Here is a 24325-nt window from a genome sequence, read left to right as displayed (position 1 = left end):
CTCCCTAGTCCCGGAAGTGGCGGTTGATGATGGTGCAGATCTCGGCCGCCGGCTTGGGCGCGGTCAGGCCGAAGTGCGTGGCGTCGATGTCGTACGCGAGGAGTTCACCCTCGAGGTGGGGGTCCCACAGGCCGGGCCCCGCCTCGGGGCTCTGTGTCGCGTTGAAGAACAGCACGGTGCCGCGGTAGGTGGGCGGCGTGAACTCCGCGACCATCCGGGTGTGTTCGACCATGACGGTGGCGCCGTTCTCGATGACGGTCCTGCGGTCCGCGTCGTCCCCGCCGCCCGGCAGGTAGCTCTCCAGGAAGTCGCGGGCCTCGGATCGGTCGAGGTGCGCCCCGGCGTGCCGTGCGAACCAGGTGGCCGGCACGGCGTCGAGGAGGACGACCAGGGGCGCTTCGTGGCCGCGGCGCTGGAGTTCGGCGCCGATCGCCTGGGCGAGGCTGCCGCCGAGGGAGTGCCCGGCCAGATGGAACGGGCCCGTCGGCTGGACCGAGAGGATCTGCTCCACGTAGTCGGTGACCATGGCCGCGAAGCTCTCCGGCAGCGGCGCGCCGTCGAAGCCGCGGGCCTGGATGCCGTACACCGGCCGGTCGTCGAAGCGGTCGGCCATGCCCAGGTAGGACCAGCACAGGCCGAATCCCGGGTGGATGAACCACAGCGGCGCCTTGTGGCCGCCCGCCTTCAGCGGCAGCACCGGCCCGAAGGGGTCACTGTCGCCGGTGGCTTCGAGGCCACCGGCGAGGTGGGTGGCAAGCGCCGCGACGGTCGGTGCCTGGAACACCAGTCGGATGGGCACCTCCACGCCCAGCACCGTACGGATCCGACTGATCAGCTTGGTGGCGAGCAGGGAGTGGCCGCCGAGGTCGAAGAAGTCGTCGTCGATGCCGACCCTCTCGACGCCGACGATCTGCGCGAAGACGCCCGTCAGCAGCTCCTCCTGAGGGGTGCGCGGGGCACGGTAGGCGGCGTCGCTGGTGAACTCGGGGGCGGGCAGCGCCTTGCGGTCCACCTTTCCGGTCGCGGCCAGCGGGAAGCTCTCCAGGGTCATGAACGCGGAGGGCACCATGTGCTCGGGCAGCCGCCGCGCGGTGAACGCCCGCAGCTCCTCGGCGTCCGGCCCCGCCCCCTCGACGGGCGTGACGTAGGCGACGAGCCGTTTGCCCGCGCTGCGGTGGTCCCGGGCGATCACCACGGCCTGGCCGACGCCGGGGTGCGTGGCCAGCAATGCCTCGACCTCGCCGGGCTCGATGCGGAAGCCGCGGATTTTGACCTGGTCGTCGGCGCGGCCCCGGAAGACGAGGCGGCCCTCCTCGGTCCAGGCCACCACGTCGCCGGTGCGGTACATGCGCTCGCCGGGACCGCCGAAGGGGCAGGCCACGAAGCGTTCGGCGGTCAGGGCGGTGCGGTTGAGGTAGCCGCGGGCCAGGCGCTCACCGGCGACGTACAGCTCGCCCGGCGCTCCCAGCGGCACCGGCCGCAGCGCCGTGTCGAGCACGTACAGCCGGGTGTTGTCCATCGGGCGGCCGATCGGTACGACGTCGGTGAGGCCGGCGAGGCCGGCCGTGCCGGTCATGACGTGCATGGTGGTGGCGGCGGTGGTCTCGGTCGGGCCGTATCCGTTCACGACGGACAGCCCGTCGCAGGCGCGCAGGACCCGCTCCAGGGCGGCCGGGGTCACCACGTCGCCGACCGTCCACACCTCGCGCGCTCCGTCGAACGCCTCGGGTGTCTCCTCGGCGATGGCCATGAACAGGCCCGCCGTCATGGCGAGTCCGGTCACGCCGTGCTCGGCGATCATGCGCCGCAGGCCTGCGGGGTCCAGGCGTCCCGGCGGCGGGATGACGACGGCGCCACCGCGCAGCAAAGGCCCCCACAACTCGTAGGTGAACGTGTCAAAGGCCTGCGTGTTGTGCATGAGGACCCGTTCGAGGTGGCCCGCGTCGATGCCGCGGTCCGCCACCAGGACCGCCACCGACCGGTGGGTGACGCCCACCCCCTTGGGGCGGCCCGTGGATCCGGAGGTGTACATCACGTAGGCCAGTTGGTCCGCGTCAGCGGCGCGGGCCGCCGCGAGGGGTTCCGCCGTGGCCGTGGCGATCTCGTGGGCGGTGCCGGGCTCGTCGACGATCAGGTGCGGGCAGCCGCTCTCGGGCAGGGCCGCCGAGGTCTTCTCGTCGGTCACCAGGACCGTGGGGGCGGCGTCGCCGAGCATGAAGGTCAGGCGTTCGGCCGGGTAGTCGGGGTCGATGGGCAGGTAGGTGCCGCCCGCCTTGGCGATGGCGAGGACGGCTGCGATGTGCTCCGGCGAGCGCGGCAGCGCGAGGCCGACGAGCGACTCCTGGCCGACACCCCGTGCCACCAGGACCCGTGCGAGCCGGTTGGCGCGGGCGTCCAGGTCCCGGTAGGTGAGCGTCGTGTCACCGCGGACCACCGCGGCCGCGTCGGGGCGGCGCCGGACCTGCCTCTCGAACAGCTCGGCGACGGAGACCGCGTCGACATCGGTGGTGACGTCGTTGAACTCGGTCAGCATCCGCTCGCGCTCGGCCGGTTCCACCACGTCGAGGGCGCCGACCCGGATGCCGGGGTCCGCCGCGATCTGCCGCAGGATCCGCGCCAGGCGGCCGGCGATGCGGCGTGCGGCCGCGGAGTCGAAGACGTGGTCCTGGTGGCCCACCATGAGCCGCAGGTCGGGTTCGGCCACGGCGAACAGGCTCAGCGGGTAGTGCACGGACGCTTCCCAGTCCATGCCGGAGATGGCGATCCCGGCCGCGCTCTGCGTCTCGTCGAGGCCGTCCTCGTCCGCCGGGTAGGACTCGTACACCACCATCGAGTCGAAGAGCGTGCCGAGGCCGGTGGCCCGGTGGATCTCGGCGAGCCCGAAGTGGTGGTGGTCCGTCAGCGCGGCCTGCCGTTCCTGGAGGTCGCGCAGCAGTTCGGCAAGGCTCTGTCCGTACGTGAGGTTCACCCGTACCGGCAGGGTGTTGATGAACAGGCCCACCATCTCGTCCATGCCGGCCACCTGTGGCGGCCGTCCGGAGACCGTGGCGCCGAACACCACGTCCTGCCGTCCGGTCTCGCCCGCGAGGAGGAGGCCCCAGGCGCCCTGGACCAGCGTGTTGAGGGTGATGCCGAGTTCCGCGGCGCGGCGCGCCAGCCGGCGGGCGGTGTCCTGGTCGAGGGCGACCTCCGCCTGGAGGTGGTTGCCACTGGCCTCCTGCCGGTGCTGCGGGGCCACGAGGGTCGGTTCCTCCACCCCCGCCAGCTCGGCCGTCCAGGCCCGCGCCGCCACCTCGCGGTCCTGGCGCGACAGCCATTCGAGGAAGTCCCGGTAGGGGCGGACCCGGCTCAGCTGTCCGGCGTCCCCCCGGGTGGTGTAGAGGTGCAGCAGGCTGTGCAGCACGAGGGGGCCCGACCAGCCGTCGTACACGATGTGGTGGACGGTGAGGACCAGCGCGTGGCGGTCGGCGGCCCGCTTCACCAGGGTCAGGCGCAGCATCGGCGGGGCGGTCAGGTCGAAGTGCGTGGCCCGGTCCCGGGCCAGGAGCTCCCGCAGGGCCTCGTCCTGCTCCTCCTCGGACAGCTCGCTCCAGTCAAGGGCTTGCCAGGGCAGTTCGACGCTCTTGAGCTGGAGCTGCACCTGCTCGCCGGAGGCCGTGGCCACGAAGGCGGTGCGCAGGCTGTCGTAGCGGTCGAGCACGGCCTGACCGGCGGCGCGCATCCGCTCCGGGTCCACTTCCCCGGTCAGGTGGAAGGCCAGCTGCACCTGGTAGGCGTCGAAGTCGGCGCCGGCCAGCTGGCTCTGGAACAGCAGGCCGGACTGCATCGACGTCAGCGGCCATACGTCGGCCACGCCCGGATACTGCTCCTCCCACACCTCCAGGTCGCGCTGGCGCACCTGGACCAGCGGCACGTCCGACGGAGTCAGTCCGCCCGCGCCGGGTTCGGCGGCGTGCCGGGCCAGGCCTTCGAGGGCCGTGCGCCACAGCTCCGCGAAGTGTGCCGCCTCCTCGCGGGAGAGCAGCCCGGTCGGAAAGGCGATGCCTGCGCTCAGCCGCGGGCCCTGCGCGCTCTCGACGGCGTAGGCGGTGATGTCGACGGTGGCGAGGGCGGGCGTGGTCAGGTCGGGGGCGAGGTCGTCCACGTCGTCGGCGATGGTCCAGCCGGGGCCGGTGGCCTCCTTGGCCTGGCCGGCCGAGCCGAACCGCCCGAGGTAGTTGAAGGACACCTGTCCGTCGCCGTGGGCCCGCAGGGTCTCGGCGGTCCTCGGGTTGAGGTGGCGCAGCAGGCCGTAGCCGATGCCCTTGTCGGGGATGGTGTGGAGCTGCTCCTTGACCGCCTTGACGACGCTGCCCGCGATGCGGCCGCCCGCGATGGCCTCGTCGAGGTCGAAGCCTCCGACGTCGAGGCGGACGGGGTAGACGCTGGTGAACCAGCCCACGGTGCGGGTGGTGTCGGTGCCGGGGACCGCGGCCTCCTCGCGGCCGTGTCCTTCGAGACGGATGAGGGCGGAGCTCTCCTCGACGCCCCGTTCGCGGCGCCACTTGGCCATGGCCAGGGCGAGGGCGGTGAGCAGGCCGTCGTTGACGCCGCTGTGGAAGGCGGCGGGCAGCGTGGTCAGGAGCGCCTCGGTGACCTGGGGGGTCAGCTCGACGCGCACGGTCTCCACGGTGGCGCGGACGTCGACGGCCGGGTCGAGGGCGCGGGAGCCGAGCAGCGGGTCGGGGCCGTCGAGCACCTTCTGCCAGAGGGCGGCCTCGGCGACGCGTTCGGGTGCCGCGGCCGCCTCCACCAGGCCGTGCGACCAGCGGCGCATGGTGGTGGGCACCGGCGTCAGGCGCGGTGTGCGGCCCTGTCGGACCTGGTCCCAGGCCTGGGCGAGGTCGGGCAGGAGGATACGCCAGGAGACGCCGTCGACCACGAGGTGGTGCAGTACGAGGATCAGGCGTCCGGCGGTGTCCGGGCCCGGGTCGCACCAGATGAAGCGGGCCATCCGCCCGGCCGCCGCGTCCAGTTCGCGGACGGCGGCGTCCACCGCGGCCTTCGTCTCCTGCCGCCAGGCGGTGTCCTGCCAGTCGCCCGCGCAGGGCCTGCGGCGGACGAGCGCGGCCACGTCGACGGTGCCGGGCCCGGCGGCGTCCAGGCCCGGTTCTCCGGCGCGTACGCGCAGGCGGGAACGGAGCATGTCGTGGTGGTCGACGACCGCGGACAAGGTGGCGACCAGGCCTCTTTCGTCGATGCCGGCCGGCAGGTCCACCACCATCGACATGACGAACCCGTCGTAGCCGCCGACGTGTTCGCTCATCCGGCGCACCACGGGCAGCAGCGGCATCCAGCCGACGCCGCCGCCCGCCGGCTCGCGGCGGGCCGGTCCGCTCCGGCCGTCGTCGACCGCGGCAGCCTCGGCGAGCGCGGCCACCGTCCGGTGCTTGAACATCAGCCGGGGCGTGACCTTGATGCCCTGCGCGCGGGCGCGGGAGACGACCTGGATGGAGCGGATGCTGTCGCCGCCGACGGCGAAGAAGTCGTCGTCGACGCCGACCCGGTCCTGTTCGAGGATCTCGGCGTAGATGGCGGCGAGCGCCTTCTCGGTGTCGGTGCGGGGGGCGCGGTAGGTGCTGCCGACGGCCTCCGGTTCGGGCAGCGCGGCCTTGTCGAGCTTCCCGTTGGGCGTCAGCGGCAGGCTGTCGAGCAGCATGCACAGGGAGGGGACCATGAAGTCCGGCAGCCGCTCGGAGAGGAAGGTGCGCAGTGTGTCGGCGTCCACGTCGTTCGCCGGGCCGGTCGCCTTCGCCCGTACGGGTACGGCGTAGCCCACGAGCCGCCGTTCGCCGTCCTTGTTCTCGTGGACGGTCACGACGGCCTGGGCGACGCCGGGGTGGCGGGCCAGGGTCGCGGCGATCTCGCCGGGTTCGATGCGCAGGCCGTTGATCTTGACCTGGTCGTCGCTGCGGCCGAGGTAGTCGAGCTGTCCGTCGGTGCCCTGGCGGACGATGTCGCCGGTGCGGTACATGCGGGTGCCGGCGGGGCCGTAGGGGTCGGCGACGAAGCGCTCGGCGGTGAGTGCGGAGCGGTTCAGGTAGCCGCGGGCGAGGCTCGGCCCGGCGATGTACAGCTCGCCGGGGGTGCCCGGCGGGACGGGCGCCAGCCGCTCGTCGAGTACGCGCACCCGGTTGTCGGCCACGGCGGTGCCGATGGGCGTGTGGCCGGTGGTGAGGGGGGCGCTGATGGCGCCGCAGACGGTGGTCTCGGTGGGTCCGTAGGCATTGACGAAGCGGCGTCCCGGTGCCCAGGCGGCGACCAGGGCGGGCGGGCAGGCCTCGCCGCCGACGGTGACGGTGCGTAGGGCGGTCAGGGTCCGCGGGGCGTCGGCCGGGAGCGCGGCGAGCACGCTGGGCGGCAGCATCACATGGGTGATGTCGCGCTCGGCGAGGGTGCGGGCCAAGTCGTCGCCCACGACGCGCTGTTCGCGGGGGACGACGAGGGTGGCGCCGGTGGTGAGGGTCTGCACCAGCTCCCAGAAGGCGGCGTCGAAGCTGGGCGCGGCGACCTGGAGGACGCGGGAGTCCGGGGTCAGCGCGAGGCGCTCCCGAGTGGTGGCGCTGAGGGCGGCGATCCCCGCGTGGGTGACGGTGACGCCCTTGGGCAGGCCGGTCGAGCCGGAGGTGAAGATGACGTAGGCGGGGTGGTCGGGCGTCAAGGCGGTGGCCGGGTCCGTGACGGGGCTGCCCTGCCAGGCCGCCTGGACCTCGGGGGTGTCGACGGCGACGACCTCGGTGGTCAGACCCGGCGGCAGCTCGTCGCCGGTGCCCCGCGTGGTGAGGAGGACGGCGGGGGCGGCGTCGGTGAGCATGAACAGGACGCGGTCGGCAGGGTAGTCGAGGTTGACGGGCAGGTAGGCGGCACCGGCCTTGAAGACGCCGAGGGCCACGGCGACCTGGTCCGCGCAGCGCGGCATGGCCACGCCGACCGTCTGCTCGGGACCGATCCCCCGGCCGGTCAGCCAGTGCGCGACGCGGTTCGCCCGTGCGTCCAGCTCCTCGTACGTCCAGGCCTCGTCGGCCGACTCCACCGCCGATGCGTGGGGGGTCTGCCGCACCCGTGCCGAGAAGAGTTCGGGGAACGTGGCGGCGGCGACGGCCCGCTCGCCCTGCTGTTCGGCGACGAGCAGGGCGCTGCGCTCCTCGGCGGCGAGCAGGTCGGCGTCGCCGATGCGCTGTGCGGGGTCGCGGACGGCGGCGGCGAGGAGCCGCTCCCAGCGGGCGATCAGCGCCTCGATGGTCGAGGCGTCGAAGAGTTCGGTGGAGTACTCGGCGGCGATGTGGATGCCCGCGGGTGTGGTGCGGTCCTCGAAGGTCTCGCTGAGGCTCAGGGTGAGGTCGTAGCGGGACGTTCCCGTGCCCACGCCCTCGGTGACGACTCGCAGGCCGGGCAGTTCGAAGTCGGTGTCCTCGGTGTTCTGGAGGATCAGGGCGATCTGGAAGAGCGGGTTGACCGAGGCCGAGCGTTCGGGGTTGAGCTTCTCCACCAGGGCCTCGAAGGGGATGTCCTGGTGGGTGTACGCGGCGAGGCTCGTCCGGCGTGCCTGGCCGAGGAGTTCGGTGAAGGTGGGGTCGCCGGAGGTGTCGGTGCGCATCACCTGCACGTTGACGAAGAGGCCGATGAGGTCGTTGAGGTGTTCGTCGACGCGGCCCGCGATGCCGCTGCCGAGCGCGATGTCGGTTCCCACGCCGAGGCGGGTGAGCAGGGCGGCCATGGTGGCCTGGAGCACCATGAAGGGCGTGGTGCCGGTGGCCCTGGCGAGGCCGGTGATGCCGTCGTGCAGCGTGCCGTCCAGGGTGAACTCCAGCAGGTCACCGCTGCGGTCGAGTTCGGCGGGGCGCGGCCGGTCGGTCGGGATGGTGACCGTCTCGGGCAGCCGGGCGAGCTGGCGGGACCAGTAGCGGTACTGCTTGCTGAAGAGGCTGTCCGGGTCGGCGTCGTCGCCCAGGAGTTCCTGCTGCCACAGGGCGTAGTCGGCGTACTGGAGCGGCAGCGGCGCCCAGCGGGGGGCCTCGCCGCGGGAGCGGGCCGCGTAGGCGGTGGCCAGGTCCTTGGCGAGGGGGGTCGCGGACCAGCCGTCGGCCGCGATGTGGTGGAGGACCAGAACCAGGACGTGTTCGGCCGGGCCGACGCGGAGCAGGGCGGCCTTCAGCGGTGTCTCGGTGGCGATGTCGAAGGGGTGGCGGGCCGCCGCGTCGATGGCCTCGGCGAGGCCCTCCTGGCCGGCCACCTGCCGCACGGGCAGGCCGGTACGGGCCTTCTCCGGCGCCAGGATGTGCTGGTGGGGCCTGCCTTCGACCTCGCGGTAGACGGTGCGCAGGATCTCGTGGCGGGTGACGATGTCGTTGACCGTCTCCTCCAGGGCGCGTATGTCCAGGTCGCCGTCGAGCCGCAGGACGAGCGGCATGTTGTACGTCGCCGCGTGGCCCTCGAACTTGTGCAGGAACCACAGGCGCTGCTGGGAGAAGGAGAGCGGTAGCCGCTCGGGCCGCTCCCGCACGGGCGCCAGCGGCGCGCGGGCGCCCGCGGCGCCGTCCAGGTGCGGGACGAGCCCGGCGACGGTGGGGTGGGCGAAGAGGGTCCGCAGCTCCACCTCGGTGCGCAGTGCGACGCGGATGCGGTTGACCAGTTTCGTGGCCATGATCGAGTGGCCGCCGAGGGCGAAGAAGTCGTCGTCGATGCCGACCCGCTCCACGTGCAGGACCTCGGCGAACAGCTCGCACAGCAGCTCTTCCTGGGCGGTGCGCGGGCCCCGCCCGGCGGCCGCCGCGGTGAAGTCCGGTGCGGGCAGCGCCTTGCGGTCCAGCTTGCCGTTGGCGGCGAGCGGCACGGCGTCGATGGCGACGACGGCGGCGGGCACCAGGTGGGCGGGCAGGTGCTCCTGCAGGTGACCGCGCAGCGAGCCGACGAGAGCGTCGTTGTGCCGGTCCCGTTCGGCGCCGTCGGCGCCGGCCGGTGCGGGCACCACGTAGGCGACCAGCTGCTTGTCCCCGCCGTCGGCGGCGGTGCGGGCCACGACGACGCACTGGGCGACGCCCGGGTGCGCGGTCAGGGCGCGCTCGACCTCGGCGGGCTCGACGCGGACCCCGCGGATCTTGACCTGGTCGTCGTCGCGGCCGACGTACACGAGCCGGCCGTCGTCGGTCCAGCGGGCGAGGTCTCCGGTGCGGTACATGCGCGCGCCGGGCGGGCCGTAGGGGTCGGCGACGAAGCGCTCGGCGGTCAGGTCGGCGCGGCCCAGGTAGCCGCGGGCGATGTTCCCGGCGACGTACAGCTCACCGACCACGCCGGGCGGTACGGGTGTGAGGGCGGGGCCGAGGACGTAGGTGCGCATGTTCCCGAGCGGTGTGCCGATCGGGGTGTGGTCCGCCGTGCCGGGGTCCTCGTGCGGCCGGACGGTGTGGGTGGTGGCGTAGAACGACTCGGTCTGGCCGTAGGCGTTGACGATCCGCACGTCAGGCAGGGTGTCGTGGATGCGGCGCACGAGGGTGCCGGGCAGCGCCTCACCGGCGAAGACGACGGTCTTCAGACCGGAGATGGCGGCCATGCGGTCGCCGAGTTCGGCGAAGACCGACGGCACGGTGCTGATGACGCTCGCCGACACCGTCTCGCGTTCGGCGAGGACGAGGGCGTCCCTGACGATCTCGACGGTGCCGCCCTCGGCCAGTGTCGTGACGGTCTCGAAGACGGAGACGTCGAAGTTGACCGAGGTGCCCGCGAGCATCCGGGTGTCCGCGTCCACGCCCACCCGCTCGGCGAGCCGCGTCACGCCGTTGACCACGTTCGCGTGGCTGATCACCACGCCCTTCGGGGTGCCGGTGGAGCCGGAGGTGTACATCACGTACGCGGCGTGCTGCGGGTGCGGCTTCGCCGTCGGGCGCGCGGACGCGTCGCCGGTGTCGAGGTCCACGTCGCCGAGGAGGAGCGTCGGCACGTCCGTGTCGGGCAGCACCCCGACGGTGTCGGCGTCGGTGAGGACCAGGCGCGGCCGGGCGCTGCCCAGGATGTGGTCCAGGCGGCCACTGGGGTAGGCGGGGTCGATCGGCAGGTACGCGCCGCCCGCCTTGAGGATGCCGAGAATGCCGGTGACCAGGTCGGCTCCGCGGGGCAGCGCGAGGCCGACGACGGTCTCGGGGCCCACCCCGCGTCCGGCCAGGGCATGCGCGAGACGGCCGGCGCGGGCGTCCAGCTCGGCGTAGGTGTACGTGACGTCGCCGTACGTCACCGCGGCCTTGTCCGGCGTCCTCGCCGCCTGCCGCTCGAAGAGGCCGGGGACGGTCAGCGCGGGGGTCTCGACGGCGGTGTCGTTGACGCCGGTCAGGAGCGTCTCGCGCTCGGCGGGCTCCAGCAGGTCCAGGTCGCTGAGGCGGGCGTGCGGGTCTGCCGCCAGTTGGGCGAGGACCCGGCCGAAGCGCCGGGCGACGGCGGCCGACCGCTCGGGGCCGAGGAGGTGGTGCTGGTACTGGAGTCCGACCTTCAGGTGCGGCTCGGCGGAGGCCATCACCACCAGCGGGTAGTGGGTGCTGCTGAGCGGGCTGAGCCCGGTCACCGAGATGCCGGCGGCCGCGTACGCCTCGCTGAGCGCCGCGCTGTCGATGGGGTACGACTCGAAGACCACCATCGTGTCGAAGAGCGTGCGCAGGCCGGTGGTGCGGTGCATCTCCAGCAGGCCGTGGTGGTGGTGGTCGAGGAGTGCGCTCTGCCGGTCCTGGAGATCGCGGAGGATGGTGCCGAGCGTATGGCCGGGGGCGCACTCCACCCGGATCGGCAGGGTGTTGATGAACATGCCGACCATCTCGCCCACGCCCGCCACCTGCGGCGGGCGCCCGGAGACGGTGGCGCCGAACAGCACGTCCCGGCGCCCGGTCAGCCCCGCGAGAAGCATGCCCCAGGCACCTTGGACCAGGGTGTTGAGGGTCAGGCCCAGTTCGCCGGCGCGGCGGGTGAGCGCGCGGGACTGCTCCGGTGTGAGCGGCACGTCCACCTGGCCGACCCCCGAGGGCTCGGCCGCCCGGCCCGCGTCGGGCACCAGCAGCGTGGGTTCGTCGACGCCGTCCAGCTCCCGCGCCCAGGCCCGTGCGGTCGCCTCGCGGTCCTGCCGGGAGAGCCACAGCAGGAAGTCGCGGTAGCCGCGCGGCCTGTCCAGCGCGGTGGCGTCACCGGCCGTGCCGTACAGACGCAGCAGGTCCTGCATGAGCAGGGGGACCGACCAGCCGTCGAACAGGGCGTGGTGGGCGGTGAAGACCAGTTCCCAGCGGTCGTCGGTCAGCTTGATGAGCGAGAGCCGCAGCAGCGGCGCCTTCACCGGGTCGAGGCGGGTGCGGTGCTCCGCCGCCAGGAACCGCCTGAGCCGCTCCCCCTTCTCCTCCGCCGGGAGGGCCGACAGGTCCTGTTCCCGCCAGGGCAGTTCGACGTCGCTCTGGATGATCTGGACGCGGTCGCCCGCGCTGTCGGTGACGAACGCGGCCCGCAGGTTGGGGTGGCGGTCGAGCAGCGCCTGACCGGCCGCCCGCAGCCGCCGCGGCTCGACCGCGCCGGCGAGGTGGAAGACGAACTGCATCTGGTAGGCGTCGAAGGCGGCGCCCGCCAGCTCGGTGTGGAAGAGCAGTCCGTTCTGCATCGCGGTCAGCGGCCATACGTCGGTCAGGCCCGCGTACTGCTCCTGCCAGCGGTCCAGCTCGCTCTGGCTCACCTCGACCAGGGGCACGTCCGAGGGCGTGAGGCCGCCCGCGTCCGGCGCGGCGGCGTGCAGCGCAAGGCCCTCCAGGGCGGTGCGCCACAGGCCGGCCAGCTCCTGGACCTCGTCCGCGCCGAGGAGTCCGGTGGGGAACTCCAGGCGGGCGTCCAGGCGGGGGCCGTGCGCGGTGTCGGTGACGTATGCGCTGACGCCGAGGGTGGCGAGGGCGGGCATATTCCCGTCCAGGCGCGCCGTCAGCATGGTGGTGTCCTCGACCTGGGTGAAGCCGAGGCCCCGCAGCTCCTGGGGCATGTTGGCGGAACCGGTGTAGCGGCCCAGGTAGTTGAAGGTGATCTGCCCGGACCTGCACGCCTTGAGGGCCGCCCCGGCTTCGGCGTCGAGGTGGCGCAGGATGCCGTGGCCGATGCCCTTGTCCGGGACGGCGAGCAGCTGCTCCTTGACGGCCTTGACGGCGGTTCCCGCGGCCGCGCCGCCCGCGAGGGCGTCGTCCAGGTCGATCCCGGCCACGTCGAGACGGACCGGGTACATGCTGGTGAACCAGCCCATGGTGCGCGAGAGGTCGGCGCCGGGTGCCGCGGACTCCTCGCGGCCGTGGCCCTCCAGGCGGATCAGCGCCGAGGGCTCGTTGATGCCGCGCCCCTTGCGCCACTTGGCGACGGCCAGGGCCAGCGCGGTGAGCAGCCCGTCGTTGACTCCGCCGCGGAAGGCCGCGGGCAGCGTGGTCAGGAGTGCCTCGGTGACCTCGGTCGGCAGTTCCAGGGAGACGTGGTCGACGGTGGCCATGGTGTCGAGAGCCGCGTCGAAGGGGCGTGCGCCCAGGTCGGGGTCGGGGCCGGACACGATCTGGCGCCACAGCGGCAGTTCCGCGGCCCGCTCGGCGGCGGCCCCGGTCAGGGCGTGCGCCCAGGCGCGTACGGACGTGGCGACCTCGGGCAGCCGCGGGGTGCGCCCGTCGCGGAGCTGCCGCCAGGCGTCGGCGAGGTCGGGCAGCAGGATGCGCCAGGACACGCCGTCCACGGCGAAGTGGTGGAGGAGCAGGGTCAGGCGTCCGGCGGTTCCGGTGCCCGCGTCGAACCAGACGAACTGCGCCATCACGCCGTTCGTGGCGTCCAGGCGGTCGCATGCGGCTTCGAGTTCGGCGGCCGCCCCGGCACGCCACGCCTCGTCCCAGGTGCCGTCGCTCGCCACGCGGTGGACGAGCGGGGCCACGTCGACGGTGCCGGGCGCGGCGACCTCCAGGCCGCGCTGTTCGCCGGTGACCAGCCTGGAGCGCAGGATGTCGTGCCGGTCGAAGGCCGCCGTCAACGTCGCCACCAGGGCGTTCCTGTCGATGCCGACCGGCAGGTCGACCGTCATCGACATCGTGAACCGGTCGATGTCACCGCCCAGTTCGAGCAGGTAGTGGCCGATGGGCAGCAGCGGCATGAAGCCGGTGCCGCCGCCCTCGGGTTCCGCCAGGGCCGGGCCGGGCCGGCTGCTGGACGTGGCCCTTCGGGCCAGCTCCGCGACGGTGCGGCACTCGAAGATGTGCCGCGGGGTGACCTCGACGCCATGCGCGCGGGCGCGGGAGACGACCTGGATGGAGCGGATGCTGTCGCCGCCGACGGCGAAGAAGTCGTCGTCCACGCCGACCCGGTCCAGGCCGAGCACCTCGGCGTAGACGGCGGCGAGCACCTCTTCCGCGCGGTTGCCCGGGGCGCGGTAGGCGGAGCCGGTGAACTCCGGGTCGGGCAGCGCCTTGTGGTCCAGCTTGCCGTTGGGGGCCAACGGCAGCCGGTCCAGCATCACGAACACCGACGGCACCATGAACTCCGGCAGCCTGCCGGAGACGAACGCGCGCAGCGCGCGGGCGGAGACCGTGGCCGTCAGGTCGACGTCCAGCTCGCCCAGGCTGTCCACCGTGCCCGAGTCCCCCATGTCCGCGGGCACCACGTAGCCGACCAGCTGGGCGCGGCCCCGGTGGTCGCGCGTGACCACCACCGCCTGCGCCACCCCGGGGTGCGCGGTCAGTGCCGCCTCCACCTCGCCCGGCTCGATGCGGAAGCCGCGCACCTTCACCTGCGCGTCGTCACGGCCGGCGTATTCGAGGTGGCCGTCGGCGGTCCAGCGGGCGAGGTCACCGGTGCGGTACATGCGTGCGCCGGGCGGGCCGTAGGGGTCGGCGACGAAGCGCTCGGCGGTGAGGCCGGCCTTGCCGAGGTAGCCGCGCGCCACGTTGCCCGCGACGTACAGCTCACCCACCACGCCGGGGGCGAGCGGCTTCAGGCCGGGGCCGAGGACGTAGGCGCGCATGTTGCCGAGCGGAGAGCCGATGGGTGCGCCGGCCGTGCCGGTCCAGGTCTCCTCGGCGGTGAAGGTGGTCGCGTAGAACGACTCGGTCTGGCCGTAGGCGTTGACGACGCGCGCACCGGGGATCACCTCACGGACCCGCTCCACCAGTGAGGCGGGCAGCGCCTCACCGGCGAAGACGACCGCGTCCGCCTTGATCTTGCCGCCCACCTGGTCCAGGAGTTCGGCGAAGACCGACGGCACGGTGCTGATGACGCCCCCGGACCAGCCGCCGCGCTCACCGATGACGAGGAGGTCGCGGACCACCTCCAGGGTGCCGCCGGCCGCCAGGGTGGTGACGGTCTCGAAGACGGAGACGTCGAAGTTGACCGAGGTGCCCGCCAGGACGCGGGTGCCGGCGACGATGCCGACGCGGTCGGCGAGGCGGAGCACACCGTTGACCACGTCCCGGTGGGTGACCGTCACGCCCTTCGGTGTCCCGGTGGAGCCCGAGGTGTACATGACGTACGCGGCGTTCGCGGGCCGGATCACGGCGGGCGGCGCGTCCGGGCCCGCCGCGTCGAGGCCGATGTCCTCGACGTACAGGCAGGGCACCTGTGACACCGGCAGCGCGTCGGCCGTCGCGGCGGTGGTCAGCACCAGTTGCGGGCGGGCGTCGGACAGGATGTGGCCGAGGCGGGTGCTCGGGTATCTGGGGTCGATCGGCAGGTAGGCGGCGCCCGCCCGCCAGACGCCGAGGATGCCCACGATCAGCTCCGCGGAGCGCGGCAGTGCCAGCCCCACCAGGGCTTCCGGTCCCACACCGCGCGCGGCCAGCTCGCTCGCGAGCCGCCCGGCGCGCGCTGTCAGCTCGGCGTACGACAGCTCGACGTCGTCGTGGACCAGGGCCGTCGCGTCCGGTGTCGCCGCGGCCTGGCGTTCGATCAGGTCCACGATGCTCAGGCCGGGGGTCTCGGCCGCCGTGTCGTTGAAGGTGCGCAGCACCAGTTCGCGCTCGTCCGCCGCCAGTACGTCCGACAGGGCGACGGCGCGGGACGGCTCGTCGACCAACTGCCCGACGAGGCGCACGAGACGGTCGACGACGGCCTCCGCCGTGGCGCGGTCGAACAGGTCGGTCGCGTACTCCAGGTGGATCTCGAGCCCCGGTGTGCCGGGGTCGTGGAAGAAGCTGAATTCCAGGTCGAACTTGGCCATCGACGTCCACAGCGGAGCGACGTGGGCGTGCAGACCGCCCGGCAGTCCGAAGGCGACGCGGGCACCCGCCGACCAGGTGAACATCACCTGGAACACCGGGTGGTAGGCATTGGACCGCTCCGGGTTCAGGGCCTCCACCAGCCGCTCGAACGGCGCGTCCTGGTTGTCGTACGCGGCCAGCGCCTTGTGCTGCACCTGCGCGAGGACCTGTTCGAAGGACGGGGTGCCGGACAGGTCGGTGCGCAGCACCCACGTGTTGACGAAGAAGCCGACGAGGTCGGCGAGGTCGGCGTCCCGGCGGCCCGCGATGGTGGAGCCGATCGCGATGTCCTCGCCCGCGCCGAGCTGCTGGAGGAGGACCGCGAGCGCGGACTGGAACACCATCGGCGCCGACACCCCGGCGCGCCCGGCCAGCTCCTCGGCCTTGGCGAACAGGTCCGCGTCGACGGTGGCGCCGACGACGTCGCCGCGGTGGCTGGTCGCCGGGGGGCGGGGCCGGTCCGTGGGCAGGCGCATGGGCTGCGGGAGGCCCGACAGCTCCGCGCGCCAGTGGTCGAGCTGGGTGGACAGGACGCTGTCGGGGTCGTCCTCGTCGCCGAGCAGTTCGCGCTGCCACAGCGTGTAGTCGACGTACTGGACGGGGAGTTCGGGCCAGTCCGGGAGGGTCCCCTGGAGGCGGGCGGTGTAGGCGGTCCCCAGGTCGCGCGCGAGGGGGGCGATGGACTCGCCGTCGGCGGCGATGTGGTGGACCAGGAGCAGGAGTCGGTGTTCCCGGGGGCCGGCGCGGAACAGGGTGGCGCGGACCGGTATCTCCTCGGACAGCGTGAAGGCGTGCAGGGCGGCCGCCCGCACCGCCTCGTCCAGCCCCTCCGACGCCACCTCGACCAGCGGCACGTCGGGGCGGGCCTGCGCGGCGGGCAGCACCCGCTGCTCGGGGATGCCTTCGGCGCTCTCCACGATCAGCGTGCGCAGGCTCTCGTGACGGGCCACCACGTCGCCGACCGCCGCCGTGAGCGCCTCGGTGTCCAGCTCGCCCGTGAGCCGGACGAGGAAGGGCACGTTGTACGTCGCGGACGGGCCCTCGAACTTGTCGATGAACCACAGACGGCGCTGCGCGAAAGACAGTGGGATCATTACTCGGCACTCCTGTTTCGGGTCATTGCGCGATCAGGTCGCGCGGCTGCCGCAATCCGTTGCGAGACCCGGTGAACGGAGCGCAGTGGGTCCGCTCACCTCGGTGGAGCGACATTTGCCGGGGGTGCCGGAAAGAACCTGGTACTCAACCGGCGGCACCGGGAATTGGAGGGAGACGACGCGTCGGCTTCCGCCTGGACAGCTGCTCGCGGGGCCATCAGGTAAGCACATCGACCCAGCGGCCTGTCAATGCTCCGACCAGGCGCCGCATGCCCTTTCGCGCTCCTGGTCAGACGGCGGGAACTGTCCCGTCAACGGGACGCCGGGCACCGCTCGCGGCCGGTCCGGCACGGGCGATCTGAGGTATGTTCGGCCGCAGCCAGAAGCAGCCGGCAGCCGATGAATTCAGCGATCGATTTCAGTTAATTCCGGCACCGCTTGATTCACCCGCCGAATTTACCGCTCGACCCGGACGGACATCTTTCCAGCAAATGGGGGTTCACAGCGTGCGCTACGAGATTCTGGGGCAACTCCGTGTCATAGAAGGAACGAGCGCGAAGACCGTCAAGGCGCAGAAGGTGGAGATCCTGCTGGCCGCGCTCGTCATCCGTTCCGAGCAGGTCGTCACCGTCGACCAGCTCATCCGGGAGATCTGGGGGGAGAAGCCGCCGCGCAGTGCCACGGCGGGCCTGTACGTGTACGTCTCCCAGATCCGCAAACTGCTCAGCCGGGCCGGGACGCAGGCGAGCCCCGTCCTCACCAAGCCCCCGGGGTACATGCTGCTGACGGCGAGCACCGACGAGGTCGACCTGCGTGACTTCACGCGGCTGATGAAGGAGGGCCGGGCACACCTCAGGAGCGGCGGCTACGAACCCGCGATGCGTGACTTCGAGGCCGCGCTCGCTCTGTGCCGGGGGCCGTTCCTCGCCGGCGTGGCGCCGGGCCCGATCCTCCAGGGGTTCCGCACCTGGCTCAACGAAGCCCAGCTGGAGTGCATGGAGAGCCTGATCGAAGCGCGCATGGCCCTTGGCTTCCATCGCGAGCTGGTCAGCGACCTCTACCTCCTCAGCACGGAGCACCCCATGCGCGAGGCGTTCCACCGGCAGCTGATGATGGCGCTGCACCGCAGCGGGTCCCGGGGGACGCGCTGCGCGTGTACCAGCGGGCCCGCCGGACTCTCCGGGAGGAGCTGGGCATCGAGCCCGGCCCGGCGCTCCAGGACATCCAGCGGGCGATCCTGATGGACGGCGGGCATTAGCGCGAGCGGTGTCCGTCGGCGAGCCGCTCCAGTTCCCGTACCGCCTCGGCCGGTGTCGGCTGGGCGAGCAGCTCCGCACGCAGCCGCCCCGCCCCCTCCCGGAACGAGGGCTCCTCCAGGAGCCGCACCAGGTGGTCCCGGATGCGCTCCCCGCTCAGTTCCTCCGGGTCGTCCCCCGGAATCCAGAGCCCGGCTCCGGCCTGTTCCATGCGCGGACCGCGCTCGCCGATGTCCGGCAGCACACGGCTGACCATCAGCTGGGGCACCTCGTGGACGATCGAGTCCAGGAACGGGCCGATGCCCCCGTGGTGGAGCACGGCCGAGCACGACGGGATGATGACGTGCAGCGGCACGAACTCCACCATGCGCGTGTTGTCCGGTACGCGCACCAGCTCCTTCTGGAGCTGCTCGGGCAGCGTCAGCACCAGTTCGATGTCGAGGCCCGCGACGGCGTCCAGCATCCCCTGCAACTGCTCGGTGGTCAGGGCCTGATGCCTCGCCGCCTGCTCCAGGCTCACACCGAAGGTCGCGAGGACCCGCGGCTTCGCCGGATCGGCACGGGTCCAGTCCGGTTCGACGGAGGGCCCGTTGTACGGGACGTAGCCGATGGGCAGCCGGGGCACGTCCGACTCCAGCAGCAGCGAGCCCACCATCTGGTCGACGGTGAACTGCCCCGTCACCATCTCCTCATGGAACGAGGCGCCGAACTTCCGCGCCCACTCCCCCAGCCAGTCCCCCAGCGGGTCCTCACGGTCCTGCGGGGCCTGCTGCTCCCGCACCCGCAGGTAGTGCGCCCGCATCTGGGCCTCCACGTTCAGCCCGATCGGCATGCGCGCGTGCGCGGCGCCCACCGCGGTGGCCGCGATCGAGCCGGCGTAGCTCAGCCAGTCCCAGACCACCAGATCGGGCTTCCACCAGCGGCAGTACTCCACCAGTTCCTCGACCATCGAGTCGTTCATGGCCGCGTGGGTCTTGCGGTACATCCGGTACGCCCAGCGCAGGCGCTCCCAGGTCAGCTCCTCCTCGCGGTTCTCGGACATGTCGACCAGGAGGTCGCCCCGCTCCGCGAGTTCCTCGACCTTCTTCAGGACCTCGGCGTCCTGCAACCGTTCCAGCTTCTCCAGGACGGGCTCGTCCGAGCCGACGGGTACCGCGGTCAGGCCCGACCGGGTGATGACGTCGGCCAGCTCCGGGCCGCTGGCCACCCGTACCTCGTGCCCCGCCGTCTGGAGGGCCCAGCCCATCGGCACGAGCAGGTGCAGGTGGCTTCGCCAGGGGATGGTCACGAACAGGACGCGCATGGCGGTCAAACTCCTCTGTAGACACCGCGACTTGGGTAACGCTCGGGGGCCTGCCACGACGCGCGCGGGCGGCCCGGAAGGAAGTCAGCGGGAACGGCCGCGGTCCACGCGCGACTCCAGCTCCCGGACCACCTCACTGGGGGTGGGCTGGGCGAGGTACTCCTCCCGCAGCCGCCCGGCGGCCTCCCGGAACGCCGGCTCGTCGAGGAGCCGCACCAGTTCCTCGCGGATCCTCGCCCCGCTCACCTCGGCCGGCGGGAGCCACAGCCCCGCTCCTGCCTCTGCCGTGCGCGCGGCCCGCTCCTCGATGTCGGGCACGACACGGCCGACCATCAGCTGGGGCACCTCGTGGGCGATCGCGTCCAGGAACGCGGGCACTCCGCCGTGGTGGATCACCGCCGAGCACGAGGGGATGATGACGTGCAATGGCACGAACTCCACCACGCGCGTGTTGGCGGGGACCCGCTTCAACTCCTTCTGGAGCTGCTCGGGCAGCGTCACGACCAGCTCGATGTCGAGGTCCGCCAGCGAGTCCAGCATCTCCTGCAACTGCTCGACGGAGAACGCCTGATACTCCTCGCCCTGCTCCTGGCTCACCCCGAAGGTGGCCAGGACCCGCGGCTTCGCCGGGTCGGCGCGAGTCCACTCCGGGACGACGGCGGGACCGTTGTACGGGATGAGGCGCATCGGGACGCACGGCACGTCCGACTCCAGGCGCAGCGAGCCGAGCATCTGCTCGACGGTGAACTGCCCCGTCACCATCTCCTCGGAGAACGAGGCGCCGTACTTCTCCGCCCAGCTCCCCAGCCAGTCCGCCATCGCGTCCTCGCGGTCCTCCGGAGCCTGCTCGTCGCGCACCCGCACGAACTCGCGGCGGAACCGGGCGTCCACGTCGATCTCGATCTTGATGCGCGCGTGGGGTGCGCCCACCGCGGTCGCCGCGATCGAGCCGGCGGGCGTCAGCCAGTCCCAGACCACCAGGTCGGGCTGCCACCAGCGGCAGTACTCGACCAGGTCCTCGATCATCGACTCGTTCATGCCCTTGAGGATCTCGGTGAGGTACCGGGTCAGCCACCGCAGGCGGTCCCAGGTGAGCAGTTCCTCGTCGTTCTTGGCGAACTCGAAGAGGAGGTCGTCGCGCGGCCCGAGCTTCTCCAGGGTGTCGACGATCTCCTGGTGCTCCTCGGTGAACATCTCCGCGAGCTTCTGCAGGACGGGCACGTCGGAGCCGACCGGCACGGCCGTCAGGCCCGACCTGGTGATGACGTCGCTCAGCTCCGGCCCGCTCGCGACACGCACCTCGTGCCCGGCCGTCTGCAGGGCCCAGCCCAACGGCACGACCGGCTGGTAGTGGGTGCGCCAGGGCCATGTCACAAACAGGACGCGCATAGCGCTCAACTCCTCCGTAGACACCGGGACTTCGAAGACGCTCGCCGACCGCCCTTAAGCGGACCTTGATCCGGTCTTGGTCGTACGCCACGAAAGGCTGGGCCTAGATCGGCTTTAGCCGCGCGGCCCACACTCGCCGGACCGGTGCGTGTGGAGCGCCTACAGAGTGGGAGGACCGGATGGCAGGGAGCTTTCAGGCCGGTCGGCAGCGGACGCGCACCAGTTGCCGCAAGGGCAGTGCCCGCCCGTGAACGGAGCGCCGACCGGTGAACCGGTCCTCGTACTGGGTGCCACCGGCTACCTGGGGCAGCACATCTGTACCGCGTTCGCCGCGACGGGGGCCCGGGTGATCCGGGTCAGCAGGGGGCTGCGGGACGATGCCGCGACGGGGGCGGGCGATCCGGCCCGCGCCGTGGCGGGCGCCGCCGGGAACGACACCGTGCACCTCGACCTCGACGCCGTCGGCACGGCCGGACTCACCCGGCTGTGCACGGACTTCGGGGCGCGGGTCGTGGTGAACGCCGTGGGCGCGGTCTGGAGCGGCACCGAGCAGCGGATGACCGCGCTCAACGACCGCTTCGTCCAGCGGCTGACGGACGCCGTCGCCGCGCTGCCCGGCCGGCCCCGTCTCATCCAGCTCGGCAGCACCCACGAGTACGGGCCCGCCGGCCCCGACGACCTCATCGACGAGGAGTGGCCGCAGACGCCGACGACCGGTTACGGCCGCACCAAGCTGGCGGGGACGCGCACCGTCGTCCGCGCCGTCCAGGAGCGGAGAGTCGACGGGGTGGTGCTGCGGGTGTCCGTCTCCTGGGGCCCCGGCGCCCCCCTGGGCAGTCTGCCCGGGACGGTCGCCGCGCACCTGGCGGCGGGCCACGACGTACTGCGGCTGGCGCCCTTGCGCGCCCACCGTGACGTGGTGGACGTACGGGACGTCGCCGACGCCATCGTCGCGGCGGCCCGCGTGCCGCGGGCCGCGCTCGCCGAGGCGGGCGTCGTCATCAACATCGCCCGGGGCGAGACCGTCCCGGTGCGCGAGCTCGTCGACCTGATGATCACGTGCAGTGGCCGCTCGGTCCGCGTGGAGGAGGAGCGGTCCGCGCAGGCGAACCGCTCCGACGCCCTGTGGCAGCGCCTGGACACCTCACGGGCGCGGCGACTGCTCAGCTGGGCACCGCGCCGGACTCTGACGGACTCGGTGCGCGATCTGCTCGCGGCGGCGGGGGTGCCCGGCCCCGACGCGCCGCATGGTCTCAACTCCGGGACGGCCGAAGGCCGAGGGAAGGACAGCACATGAGTGAACGGGCCGCGCACATCCTCGATGAGGTCCGCAAGCACCACCACGACGTCCAGGACGACCGGGGGTTCGTCCCCGGCGTCACGGAGATCTGGCCGTCCGGAGCCGTGCTCGACGCGGAGGACCGGGCCGCCCTCGTCGAAGCCGCCCTGGACATGCGGATCGCGGCGGGCAAGTCGTCCCGCCGGTTCGAGTCGTCCTTCGCCCGCACGATGAAGCGGCGCAAGGCCCATCTGACCAACTCCGGGTCCTCGGCGAACCTCCTGGCGATCACCGCTCTCACGTCCCCGCAGCTCGGGGACCGCAGGCTCAGGCCCGGTGACGAGGTGATCACGGTGGCGGCGGGCTTCCCCACGACCGTGAACCCCATCCTGCAAAACGGCCTGGTGCCGGTCTTCGTCGACATCGACCTGCACACGTACAACACCACCGCCGAGCGCATCGAGAAGGCCATCGGCCCGAGGACCCGGGCGATCATCGTCGCGCACGCCCTCGGCAACCCCTTCGAGGTCGCGGAGGTCGCGCAACTCGCCGAGGAGCACGACCTGCTGCTCATCGAGGACACCTGTGACGCGGTCGGCACCACGTACAAGGGGCAGCTCGCCGGTACCTTCGGCGATCTCACCACCGTCAGCTTCTATCCGGCGCACCACCTCACCATGGGCGAGGGCGGCTGTGTGCTCACCTCGAACCTGGCGCTGGCCCGGATCGTGGAGTCCCTGCGCGACTGGGGCCGCGACTGCTGGTGCGAGCCCGGCGAGAGCGACACCTGCCGCAAGCGGTTCGGCTACCAGATGGGCACGCTGCCGGCCGGCTACGACCACAAGTACATCTTCTCCCACGTCGGCTACAACCTGAAGGCGACCGACCTCCAGGCGGCGCTCGGCCTGACCCAGCTGGCGAAGCTCGACGCGTTCTGCGCGGCGCGGCGGCGCAACTGGCGACGGCTGCGCGAGGGCCTGGCGGACGTGCCGTGGCTGCTGCTGCCGGAGGCCACCGCGGGCAGCGACCCGAGCTGGTTCGGCTTCGTCATCACCGTCGACCCGGAGGCGCCCTTCCACCGCTCGGAGCTGGTGCACTTCCTGGAGAGCCGCAAGATCGGCACCCGGCGGCTGTTCGCCGGCAACCTGACCCGCCATCCCGCCTATGCGGACCGGGAGTTCAGGGTGTCGGGCACCCTCACCAACAGCGACATCGTCACCGAGCACACCTTCTGGGTGGGCGTCTACCCCGGTCTCACCGACGAGATGACCGACTACATGGTCTCCTCCGTCACCGAGTTCGTGGGGAGTCACCGATGACCGCGGCCGGCGGCCTGGACGCCCGCCCGCTGCTCGGGCCCAGGGAGGACCGCACGCTGCCCGACCGCGTGGCCCGGTCCGCGGCCGCGCTGACCGGCGAGTCGGCGGAGGAGATACGCGGCTGGCTCCACCGGCGCCGCGAGGAGGTCCGGTTCTCGGTGGACCGTGTCGCCTTCGACGACCTCGACGGCTGGTCCTTCGCGCCGGGGACCGGCAACCTCGTGCACCGCAGCGGCCGCTTCTTCACCGTGGAGGGGCTGCGCGCCTGTGTGGGCGAGCCGCCCGGCCAGGCCGAGTGGCACCAGCCCGTCATCGTCCAGCAGGAGGTCGGCATCCTCGGCGTCCTCGCCCGGGAGTTCGACGGAGTCCTGCACTTCCTGATGCAGGCCAAGATGGAGCCCGGCAACCCCGAGCTGCTCCAGCTCTCACCCACCGTGCAGGCCACGTACAGCAACTACACCCAGGTCCACAAGGGCGCGGCCGTCCGCTACCTGGAGTACTTCACCGACCCGTCCCGGGGCCGCGTCCTGTCGGACGTGCTGCAGTCCGAGCACGGCTCCTGGTTCCACCGCAAACGCAACCGCAACATGGTCGTCGAAGCGGTGGGCCCGGTCCCCGAGCACGAGGACTTCCGCTGGCTGACGCTGGGCCAGATCCATGAGCTCCTCGGCCACGACCACACGGTGAACATGGACGCCCGGTCGGCACTCGCCGGTTTGTACGGACCCGACGCCCCGGAGGCCCTGCACTCCGACACCGACCTGCTGTCCTGGCTCGCCGCGCAGCGGTCCGTGACGCCGGTCCGCGGGCAGCGCGTCCCGCTGCTCGGCCTGCCGGGCTGGACACGCGGCACGCACACGGTGGAGCACGAACAGGGACGGTACTTCCGGGTCGTGGGCGTGTCGGTCCAGGCGGGCAACCGTGAGGTCGGACAGTGGACGCAGCCGCTGTTCGAACCGTGCGGCCAGGGCGTCGTCGCCTTCCTGACCCGCACCATCGAAGGCGTGCCGCATGTGCTGGTCCGCGCCCGGCCCGAGGGCGGCTTCCTGGACGCGGAGCTGGGCCCCACCGTCCAGTGCACGCCCGGCAACCACGCGCATCTGCCGGCCGCGCAGCGGCCGCCGTTCCTCGATCTGGTGACGGGCGCCGACCCGTCCCGCGTCCGCTACGCCGCGCTGCACTCGGAGGAGGGCGGCCGCTTCCTGGACGCGGTCAGCCGGTATCTGATCGTGGAGGCCGACGAGAGCGAGGCACCGCTTCACGAGCCGCCCGGCTTCCGCTGGGTCTCCCGCGACCAGCTCGCCGCGCTGGCCCGGTACAGCCACTACGTCAGCGTCCAGGCGCGCACGCTCCTGATGTGCATGAACACGCTGAAGGCCTAGCCGCGCCGCGCACCCGGCCGAGGGCGACAGCACACATGAG

The 24325-nt window shown here is 72.4% G+C and carries 6 protein-coding genes and 1 pseudogene; 4 read left to right on the top strand and 3 right to left on the bottom strand.

The window, feature by feature from the left end:
• Positions 1-4 precede the first annotated feature (4 nt).
• Positions 5-16357, bottom strand: a complete 16353-nt coding sequence (locus J2N69_RS28825) for a non-ribosomal peptide synthetase (protein ID WP_230903286.1) — start codon at positions 16355-16357, stop codon at positions 5-7.
• Between the two features lie 365 nt (positions 16358-16722).
• On the opposite strand from J2N69_RS28825, the pseudogene J2N69_RS28820 reads away from it, so the two are divergent.
• Positions 16723-17615 (top strand): annotated as a pseudogene (locus tag J2N69_RS28820) (AfsR/SARP family transcriptional regulator).
• On the opposite strand, the gene J2N69_RS28815 reads toward J2N69_RS28820, so the two are convergent.
• Positions 17612-18916 (bottom strand): activator-dependent family glycosyltransferase, encoded by a 1305-nt coding sequence (locus tag J2N69_RS28815; RefSeq protein WP_230903285.1) that lies wholly within the window; start codon positions 18914-18916, stop codon positions 17612-17614. The pseudogene J2N69_RS28820 and the gene J2N69_RS28815 sit on opposite strands and share 4 nt — an antisense overlap.
• An 84-nt stretch (positions 18917-19000) precedes the next feature.
• On the bottom strand, positions 19001-20305 hold the full coding sequence (locus tag J2N69_RS28810; RefSeq protein ID WP_230903284.1) for an activator-dependent family glycosyltransferase: 1305 nt from the start codon (positions 20303-20305) through the stop codon (positions 19001-19003).
• 247 nt (positions 20306-20552) lie between these two features.
• Here J2N69_RS28810 and J2N69_RS28805 point away from each other — a divergent pair, with 247 nt between their 5' ends.
• The 3 genes from J2N69_RS28805 to J2N69_RS28795 are packed head-to-tail and all read left to right on the top strand — an operon-like array spanning position 20553 to position 24285.
• On the top strand, positions 20553-21602 hold the full coding sequence (locus J2N69_RS28805) for an NAD-dependent epimerase/dehydratase family protein (RefSeq protein ID WP_230903283.1): 1050 nt from the start codon (positions 20553-20555) through the stop codon (positions 21600-21602).
• Entirely contained in the window at positions 21599-22903 is a 1305-nt protein-coding gene (gene rfbH, locus J2N69_RS28800; RefSeq protein WP_230903282.1) for a lipopolysaccharide biosynthesis protein RfbH, read from the top strand. Before J2N69_RS28805 ends, rfbH begins: the two co-directional genes overlap by 4 nt.
• The gene (locus J2N69_RS28795; RefSeq protein ID WP_230903281.1) at positions 22900-24285 is read left to right on the top strand and encodes an NDP-hexose 2,3-dehydratase family protein; all 1386 of its coding nucleotides are present in this window, start codon (positions 22900-22902) and stop codon (positions 24283-24285) included. Before rfbH ends, J2N69_RS28795 begins: the two co-directional genes overlap by 4 nt.
• The last annotated feature ends 40 nt before the right edge of the window (positions 24286-24325 follow it).

The sequence above is a fragment of the Streptomyces huasconensis genome (genome assembly GCF_021028635.1).
GTDB lineage: Bacteria > Actinomycetota > Actinomycetes > Streptomycetales > Streptomycetaceae > Streptomyces > Streptomyces huasconensis.
Note: the sequence above shows the minus strand (reverse complement) of the source record. Positions and strands in the feature narration are given on the sequence as shown.